At 72.1% G+C, this 8,853-nt stretch carries 7 protein-coding genes; 2 read left to right on the top strand and 5 right to left on the bottom strand.

Translation table 11 applies throughout. The annotated features are described in order from the left end of the window. Positions 1-65 precede the first annotated feature (65 nt). The 4 genes from ACFWR9_RS38610 to ACFWR9_RS38625 form a co-directional block, all read right to left on the bottom strand. A complete protein-coding gene (locus tag ACFWR9_RS38610) occupies positions 66-689 on the bottom strand; it encodes a GntR family transcriptional regulator (RefSeq protein WP_383851166.1) in 624 nt (207 codons plus the stop codon). 264 nt (positions 690-953) lie between these two features. Continuing rightward, positions 954-2,732 (bottom strand): 2-oxoglutarate dehydrogenase, E2 component, dihydrolipoamide succinyltransferase, encoded by a 1,779-nt coding sequence (gene sucB, locus ACFWR9_RS38615; RefSeq protein ID WP_383851169.1) that lies wholly within the window; start codon positions 2,730-2,732, stop codon positions 954-956. 64 nt (positions 2,733-2,796) lie between these two features. Further along, positions 2,797-4,185, bottom strand: coding sequence for a dihydrolipoyl dehydrogenase (lpdA, locus tag ACFWR9_RS38620; protein WP_383851172.1), 1,389 nt, complete (start codon positions 4,183-4,185; stop codon positions 2,797-2,799). A gap of 310 nt (positions 4,186-4,495) precedes the next feature. Next, on the bottom strand, positions 4,496-6,031 hold the full coding sequence (locus ACFWR9_RS38625) for a leucyl aminopeptidase (protein ID WP_383851175.1): 1,536 nt from the start codon (positions 6,029-6,031) through the stop codon (positions 4,496-4,498). A 251-nt stretch (positions 6,032-6,282) separates the two neighbouring features. Here ACFWR9_RS38625 and ACFWR9_RS38630 point away from each other — a divergent pair, with 251 nt between their 5' ends. Continuing rightward, positions 6,283-7,083 carry an endo alpha-1,4 polygalactosaminidase gene (locus tag ACFWR9_RS38630; protein ID WP_383851178.1) on the top strand — a complete coding sequence of 267 codons (801 nt, stop codon included), beginning with the start codon at positions 6,283-6,285 and terminating at the stop codon, positions 7,081-7,083. A gap of 24 nt (positions 7,084-7,107) precedes the next feature. Here ACFWR9_RS38630 and ACFWR9_RS38635 read toward each other — a convergent pair whose 3' ends face one another. Beyond that, the gene (locus ACFWR9_RS38635; protein ID WP_383851181.1) at positions 7,108-7,890 is read right to left on the bottom strand and encodes an adenosylcobinamide-GDP ribazoletransferase; all 783 of its coding nucleotides are present in this window, start codon (positions 7,888-7,890) and stop codon (positions 7,108-7,110) included. Positions 7,891-7,953: 63 nt separating this feature from the next. Here ACFWR9_RS38635 and ACFWR9_RS38640 point away from each other — a divergent pair, with 63 nt between their 5' ends. Then, a complete protein-coding gene (locus ACFWR9_RS38640) occupies positions 7,954-8,697 on the top strand; it encodes a hypothetical protein (protein WP_383851184.1) in 744 nt (247 codons plus the stop codon). Positions 8,698-8,853: the final 156 nt, after the last annotated feature.

The following is an 8,853-nucleotide window of genomic DNA, read 5'->3' on the forward strand; positions in this document are numbered from 1 at the left end:
CCCCTGAAGGGGCGCGGGGAACTGCGCGGAATCGGGGGGTCTGGGGGCGCAGCCCCCAGGGTCGGTCAGGCGCGGGGCGCGCAGCCGAGGACGTGCGCCTTGACGATCTCGGGGATGCGGGGGTCCCGGCGGCGGAAGGCTGCGACCAGCTCCTCGTGCTCCTCCGCGTACGACTGCTGCACCGTGCCCAGCCACCGTATCGACAGCGCGGTGAACACCTCGATGCCCAGCCCCTCCCACGTGTGCAGCAGCACCGAGTTGCCCGCGGCCCGGACCAGCTCCCGGTGGAAACCCACCGTGTGCCGTACCTGGCCCGTGCCGTCGGAGACCCTGTCGGCCTCGTACAGCGCCGCGACGTGCGGTTCCAGGGCCGAGCAGTCCACGGCCAGCCGCTCCGCCGCCAGCTCCGCCGCGATGGCCTCCAGACCGGCCCGGACCGGGTAGCTCTCCTCCAGGTCCGCGGCGGTCAGATTGCGCACGCGGACGCCCTTGTTCGGCGCCGACTCGATCAGCCGCAGCGACTCCAGCTCCCGCAGCGCCTCCCGCACCGGCGTCTGGCTGACCTCCAGCTCGGTGGCGATCCGGCGCTCCACGATCCGCTCGCCCGGCTGCCAGCGTCCGCTGATGATCCCTTCCAGGATGTGCTCGCGGATCTGTTCGCGCAGCGAGTGGACGACGGGCGCGGTCATGAGAGCTCCTTCGGGAGGGGCCTGGAATCCAGTACAGCGGCCCGTAAGGGCCTCGTTGAGGGGCGGTGGTCGGGCGACGGGAGGGACCCTGGGGCGTTTGACGTTGAGTAACAATACGGCCGTCCCGGCGGGCGGGAAGGGCGCACGGGGGCGCTTTGACGCAGGTGAGACGAGACTTACACAGCGTGCCCTCGCCGAAACGTGACGGTGCCCCCGTCCGGAGAACTCCGGGCGGGGGCACCGTACAGGCCATTGGCGAGGGGACTACAGGCCGAGCTCGACCTCGAACTCGCCCGCCTCCAGGATCGCCTTGACCGCCGTCAGGTAGCGGGCGGCGTCGGCGCCGTCCACCAGGCGGTGGTCGTAGGACAGGGTCAGGTACGTCATGTCGCGGACGCCGATGACCGTGCCCTCCTCCGTCTCGATGACGGCCGGACGCTTGACCGTGGCACCGATGCCGAGGATGGCCACCTGGCCCGGCGGCACGATGATCGTGTCGAACAGCGCGCCGCGCGAACCGGTGTTGCTGATGGTGAAGGTCGCACCGGCCAGGTCGTCCGGGCTGATCTTGCTGGCCCGTACCTTGCCCGCCAGGTCGGCGGTCGCCTTGGCGATGCCGGCCAGGTTGAGGTCACCGGCGTTCTTGATGACCGGGGTCATCAGGCCCTTCTCGGAGTCCACCGCGATACCGATGTTCTCGGTGTCGAAGTAGGTGATGGTCCCCTCGGCCTCGTTGATCTTGGCGTTGATCGGCGCGTGCGCCTTCAGCGCCTGGGCGGCGGCCCGGACGAAGAACGGCATCGGCGAGAGCTTGACGCCCTCTCGGGCCGCGAACGCGTCCTTGGCCCGGCCGCGCAGCTTCATCAGGCGGGTGACGTCGACCTCGACGACCGACGACAGCTGGGCCTGCTCGTGCAGCGCCTTGACCATGTTGTCGCCGATGACCTTGCGGATGCGGGGCATCTTGACGGTCTGGCCGCGCAGCGGGGAGGCCTCCAGGGTGGGGGCCTTCTTCGCAGCGGGCGCGGCAGGGGCGGCGGCCGGAGCCGGGGCGGTCTTCGCTGCCTCGGCGGCGGCGATGACGTCCTGCTTGCGGATACGGCCGCCGACGCCGGTGCCCTTGACGGTGGACAGGTCGACGCCGTTCTCGGCGGCGAGCTTGCGCACCAGCGGGGTGACGTAGGCGCCCTCGTCCGTCGGCTGGGCGGCGGCGGGAGCGGCCTGGGTGGCAGCCGGAGCCGGGGCGGCCGGCTGCGGGGCGGGAGCCGGGGGCGCCTGCGGGGCCGGAGCCGGGGCGGCCTGCGCGGGAGCCGGCTCCGGAGCCGGGGTGGGCTCGGGCTTGGCCTCCTGGGCCGGAGCCTCCTGAGCGGGAGCCTCCTGGGCCGGGGCGGCGGCCGGAGCGGCACCCGCCTCGCCGATGACGGCGAGCTTGGCGCCGACCTCGGCGGTCTCGTCCTCGCCGACCACGATCTCCAGCAGGGTGCCGGACGCGGGGGCGGGGATCTCGGTGTCGACCTTGTCGGTGGACACCTCAAGGAGCGGCTCGTCGGCCTCGACGCTGTCGCCGACCGACTTCAGCCAGCGCGTGACGGTGCCCTCGGTGACGGACTCGCCGAGCGCGGGCAGGACGACGTCCGTGCCCTCGGCGGAGCCGCCGCCGGACTGCTCGGCGCTCGGAGCGGGCGCCGGGGCGGCCTGCTCGGTGGAGGGGGCGGCAGCGGCGGGCTCGGGGGCGGGCTCGGCGGCCTGCTCGGCCTGCTCGGCCTGCGGGGCCTGCTCGGCCTGCTCGGCGGCCGGGGCGCCGGTGCCGTCGTCGATCAGCGCCAGCTCGGCGCCGACCTCGACGGTCTCGTCCTCGGCGACCTTGATGGAGGACAGCACGCCCGACGCGGGTGCCGGGATCTCGGTGTCGACCTTGTCGGTCGAGACCTCGAGCAACGGCTCGTCGGCCTCGACGCGCTCACCCTCGGCCTTCAGCCAACGGGTGACGGTGCCCTCGGTGACGCTCTCGCCGAGCGCCGGAAGGGTTACGGAAACCGCCATGGTTTCGGTTGCTCCTTACGAAATTGCGGAAGTCTGTGTCGTCGCGCCCAATGACCGAGGGAGGTCAGTCGTGGGAGTGCAGCGGCTTGCCGGCCAGCGCCATGTGCGCCTCGCCCATCGCCTCGCTCTGCGTCGGGTGGGCGTGCACGAGCTGGGCCACCTCGGCCGGCAGCGCCTCCCAGTTGTAGATCAACTGAGCCTCGCCGACCTGCTCGCCCATACGGTCGCCGACCATGTGGACGCCGACCACGGCACCGTCCTTGACCTGCACGAGCTTGATCTCACCCGCGGTCTTGAGGATCTTGCTCTTGCCGTTGCCGGCCAGGTTGTACTTCAGGGCGACGACCTTGTCCGCGCCGTAGATCTCCTTGGCCTTGGCCTCGGTGATGCCCACGGAGGCGACCTCCGGGTGGCAGTACGTCACCCGCGGCACGCCGTCGTAGTCGACCGGGACGGTCTTCAGGCCGGCGAGCCGCTCCGCCACCAGGATGCCCTCGGCGAAGCCGACGTGCGCGAGCTGGAGGGTGGGAGCGAGGTCACCGACGGCGGAGACGGTCGGGACGTTGGTCCGCATGTACTCGTCGACGAGGACGAAGCCGCGGTCCATGGCGACCCCGGCCTCCTCGTAGCCCAGGCCCTGGGAGACCGGGCCGCGGCCGATGGCGACGAGCAGGACCTCGGCCTCGAACTGCTTGCCGTCGGCGAGGGTGACCTTGACGCCGTCCTGGGTGTACTCCGCCTTCTCGAAGAAGGTGCCCAGGTTGAACTTGATGCCGCGCTTGCGGAAGGCGCGCTCCAGCAGCTTGGAGCTGTTCTCGTCCTCGACCGGCACGAGGTGCTTGAGGCCCTCGATGACCGTGACGTCGGCGCCGAAGGACTTCCACGCGGAGGCGAACTCGACGCCGATGACGCCGCCGCCCAGCACGATCGCGGACTTCGGCACGCGGTCGAGCTTGAGGGCGTGGTCGGAGGAGATGATCCGGTCGCCGTCGATGTCCAGGCCGGGCAGCGACTTCGGCACGGAGCCGGTCGCCAGCACGATGTGGCGGCCCTGGACGCGCTGACCGTTCACGTCCACGGAGGTCGGCGAGGACAGCCGGCCCTCGCCCTCGATGTAGGTCACCTTGCGCGAGGCGATGAGCCCCTGCAGGCCCTTGTACAGGCCCGAGATCACGTCGTCCTTGTACTTGTGGACGGCCGCCATGTCGATGCCCTCGAAGGTGGCCTTCACACCGAACTGCTCGCTCTCGCGGGCCTGGTCGGCGATCTCGCCCGCGTGCAGCAGGGCCTTCGTAGGAATGCAGCCGTTGTGCAGGCAGGTACCGCCGACCTTGCCCTTCTCGATCAGGGCGACGTCCAGGCCCAGCTGCGCCCCGCGCAGGGCCGCGGCGTAACCACCGCTGCCACCGCCGAGGATCACTAGGTCGAAAACGGTGCTGGCGTCGTTCGCCACGTCACGTCCTCCATGCATGTGCGCCACGCCGGTCTCCAGTGACCGGTCGGCGGCTGGTGTCCGGCCGCTCATTGTTCTCGGCCCTTGGGTGGGCCCTGTCCTGCCGGGCTCCATCTTCGCACTTGTGGGAGCCGAAAGAGACGTGGGGCCGGGGTGTGAGACGCCCCACGTTCTCCCGCGACGCAGGACGAGGTGACGCCCCCAGGGGCGCGGGGCTGTATCTGATCTGCGGCTCCGCCGCGTGGGCGCGACAAGTCACGACGGACCCGCAGCCGCCCGATCACCCGCACCCCCGAGCTCTCAGGCGCCCCTAGCCCAAGTCACCCGCAGCCGCCAGTTCGGCAACCCGCACCAGCGTCCGCACCGCCGTACCCGTGCCGCCCTTCGGCGTGTACCCGAACGGCCCGCTCTCGTTGAACGCCGGGCCCGCGATGTCCAGGTGCGCCCAGACGATGCCCTCGCCCACGAACTCGCGCAGGAAGAGGCCGGCCACCAGACCGCCGCCCATCCGCTCACCCATGTTCGCGATGTCCGCGGTCGCCGAGTCCATCCCCTTGCGCAGGTGCTCCGGCAGCGGCATCGGCCAGGCCGGCTCGCCGACCTCCTCCGCCGCCTCGTGCACCGCGGCGCGGAACGCGTCGTCGTTCGCCATGACCCCGTACGTCCGGCTGCCCAGCGCCAGCATCATCGCGCCGGTCAGCGTCGCCACGTCGATGATCGCGTCCGGCTTCTCCTGCGACGCCGCCCACAGCGCGTCCGCGAGCACGAGCCGTCCCTCGGCGTCGGTGTTGAGCACCTCCACCGTCTTGCCGCTGTACATCCGCAGCACGTCACCCGGGCGCGTCGCGGAGCCCGAGGGCATGTTCTCGGCCAGCGCCAGCCAGCCGGTCACGTTGACCTCCAGGCCCAGGCGCGCGGCGGCGACGACGGCGGCGAACACGGCGGCGGCACCGGCCATGTCGCACTTCATCGTCTCGTTGTGCCCGGCCGGCTTCAGCGAGATGCCGCCCGAGTCGTAGGTGATGCCCTTGCCGACGAACGCCAGGGACTTCGTCGCCTTGGACGACGTGTACGACAGCTTCACCAGCCGCGGACCCGCCGCCGAACCGGCACCGACGCCCAGGATGCCGCCGTAGCCGCCCTTGGTCAGCGCCTTCTCGTCGAGCACCTGCACCTTGATGCCGTGCTCCTTGGCCGCGGCCTGCGCGACCGCCGCGAACGCCTCCGGGTCGAGGTCGTTCGGCGGGGTGTTGACCAGGTCGCGGGCGCGGTTCAGCTCCTCGGCGACGGCCGCGGCACGCTCGACCGCCGCCTTGTACGCCTTGTCGCGGGGCTTGCCGCCGAGCAGCGTGGCCTCCGCCAGCGGGGCCTTGCCGTTCTTGGCCTTGGCGGCACCCTTCTCCTTGTAGGCGTCGAAGGAGTACGCGCCGAGCAGCACGCCCTCACCGACGGCGCCGGCGTCGGCGGCCTCGGTGAGCGGGAGCGCGAAGGCGGCCTTCTTGGCGCCGGCCAGGGTGCGGGCGGCGACACCGGCCGCCCTGCGCAGCGCCTCGGCGTCGAAGGCGGCGTCCTTCTCGGGCTGGGCGCCGAGACCCACCGCCACCACGAGGGGTGCCTTGAAGCCGGACGGAGCGGGCAGCTTCGTCACCTCGCCCTCGGCGCCGGAGGCACCGAGGGTCTCCAGGACGCCGGCGAGCCGGCCGTCGTACGCCTTGTCCACGGCCTCGGCGCCGGGTGCGACGACCAGGCCCTGGGACCTGGATGCCGTGTCCTTGGCGACACCGATCACGATCGCGTCGGCCCGGAGGCCGGGCGCCGCTGCGGTGCTGAGAGTGAGAGCAGTCACGGTGGTGAATTCTCGCTTCCGTATGAAGTCTGGTGTGGCCGAATGCGGGTGGGTCGACCGGGCCCGACATCCGACCCTGGATCCCTCCTGCGACGCGGTCCTCGCCCGGGCGGGCGAACACCCGGGACGAGCCTACGCTCGCGCCCGCGCGCGTCCGCTCCCGCGGGGCCGCGGTTTCCCGCCGGGTACCCGGGATGAGAGATCATTCCTGGGGTACGCCACCGCGCCACCCCACACCCTGGAGCACCCCCGTGAGACGCCCGGCCCTGTCGATAGCCCTCCTCCTGCTGCTCGCGGGCTGCACCTCGTCCCCCGTTGACGGCGGGGGCGGAGCGGACGGCGCGGACAGCGCGGACCACTGGCGGCCGCGGCCCGGCACCGCCTGGCAGTGGCAGCTCAGCGGGAAGCTCGACACCTCCGTGGACGTGCCGGTCTACGACATCGACGGCTTCGACCACACGAAGGCCACGGTCGCCGCTCTGCACGACGACGGCCGCAAGGTCATCTGCTACCTCTCCACCGGCGCCTGGGAGGACTTCCGGCCCGACGCGGGTGACTTCCCCAAGTCCGTGCTCGGCAAGGGCAACGGCTGGGAGGGTGAGCGGTGGCTGGACATCCGCGCGACGGACGTCCTGGAGCCGCTGATGGCCGAACGCCTCGACATGTGCCGGGAGAAGGGCTTCGACGCCGTCGAGCCGGACAACATGGACGGCTACCGGAACGAGACCGGCTTCCCTCTCACCGCGGACGACCAGCTCCGCTACAACCGGCTGATCGCTGAACTCGCCCACGAACGCGGGATGGCCGTCGGACTCAAGAACGACCTCGACCAGATCCCCGAACTGGTCGACGACTTCGACTTCGCGGTCAACGAGCAGTGTGCCCAGTACGGCGAGTGCGGCGACAACCAGCCGTTCATCGACGCGGACAAGGCGGTCTTCCACGTCGAGTACGAGCTGCCCACCGAGCGGTTCTGCGCCGAGTCGCGGGAGATGCGGCTCAGTTCGATGCTGAAGAAGTACGAGCTGGGGGTGTGGCGGGAGGCCTGCTGAGGCCGGTGCGTCTCGGCTCCGGGCTCAGCCGAGGACCGACACCACCAGTGCCGTGGTGGCCGCCGTCTCCGCGACGCCGCCGAAGACGTCACCCGTGACGCCGCCGAAGCGGCGGACGCAGTGGCGCAGCAGCAGTTCGGCGGCGGCGACCGCGCACAGTACGGCGAGTGCCGTGCGCGGGACGTCGTACGGGCCCAGGAACGCGCCCGCGCCCGCGACCGCCAGTGTGACGGCGGCGGCCACACCCAGCGCCCCGCCGGCCGGAACCACCCCGGCGACCGCCGCGCCCAGTCCCTCCGGGCGGGCGGCGGGCACCCCGGAGCGGGCGGCCAGCGTGAGCGCCAAGCGGGCGGCGGTCGCCGAGACCACGGCGGCGAGCGCGCCCCGGGCCCAGGAGCCGTCGTAGGCCTGCGCCAGCGCGGCGACCTGCGCGAGGAGTGTGAACAGCAGGGCGAGTACGCCGAACGGCCCGATGTCCGACTGCTTCATGATCCGCAGGGCGTCCTCGGCGGGCTTGCCGCTGCCCAGTCCGTCCGCGGTGTCGGCCAGGCCGTCCAGGTGCAGTCCCCGCGTGAGTACGGCGGGTACGGCGGCGGTGGCGACGGCGGCGAGCAGGCTGCCGGCGCCCAGGGACAGCAGCAGGAGCCCGGTGCCGGCGGCGGCGGCGCCGACGGCCAGCCCGGCCAGTGGCGCGCACAGCATGCCGCCGCGTGCCGCCTCCCTGTCCCAGCGGGTCACCTTGACCGGGAACACGGTGAGGGTGCCGAAGGCGAAGCGGAGGCCGTCGGGGGAGGGGGTCCTGGACACCGGCGCAGAGTACCCGGCGGTGGCCGGCAGGGCCTTGGCGAGGGGCGGGGATAAAGTGCGCATATGGGAGATTGGTGGCAGCGGAACATCGTGGAACCCGGCAAGCTGCCGCTGCTCCTCGCCCTGACGTCCTTCGTGCTGACGTTCGTGATCACCCGGGTCATCACCCGGCTGATCCGGGCGGGGAAGGGGCCGTTCGGGAACGTCCAGGCGGGCGGGGTGCACATCCACCACGTGGTGCCCGGGGTCCTGCTCACCGTCATCGGGGGGTTCGGGGCGGTCGCGGGGGGACGGCACGGGTTCGGGTCCGTCCTCGCGGCCGTGGTCTTCGGCATCGGGGCGGGGCTGGTCCTGGACGAGTTCGCGCTGATCCTGCATCTCGACGACGTGTACTGGACCGAGGCGGGGCGCAAGAGCGTGGAGGTCGTGGTGCTCACGGCGGCTCTGGTGGGGCTGGTCCTCGCCGGGTTCACGCCGTTCGGGGTCGACGGGGTGGACCAGGACGAGTTGCGGGACCGCGCGAGCGTCATCACGACCGTCGCGGCGAACTTCCTGTTCTCGTTGCTCGCCCTGGTCAAGGGCAAGACGCGGCTCGCGATCTTCGGCGTGATCGTGCCCGTGATCGCGCTGATCGGCGCGGTCCGGCTGGCCCGGCCGGGGTCGCCCTGGGCCCGCCGCTTCTACACCGGCCGGCCCCGGGCCCGCGCCCGCGCCCGCCTGCGGGCCTACCACCACGACCGCCGCTGGTCCGGCCCACGTCGCGTGGTCCAGGACTGGATCGGTGGCCGCCCGGATCCCGAACGCTGATGCCTGCGGCGGCCTGTGGCTGCTTCGGTGGGGGTGTGCGTAGCGCGTTGCGGTCGGTGGGGGGTCGGGGCCGCGCCGGGGGGTGTCCGTCCTCGGAACGGCGCGGAATCGGTCGGCCACAGAAGTGACCTGTGTTGACGCGCCACCCGCTGCGGG

Source organism: Streptomyces sp. NPDC058534 (genome assembly GCF_042717365.1).
Lineage (GTDB): Bacteria > Actinomycetota > Actinomycetes > Streptomycetales > Streptomycetaceae > Streptomyces.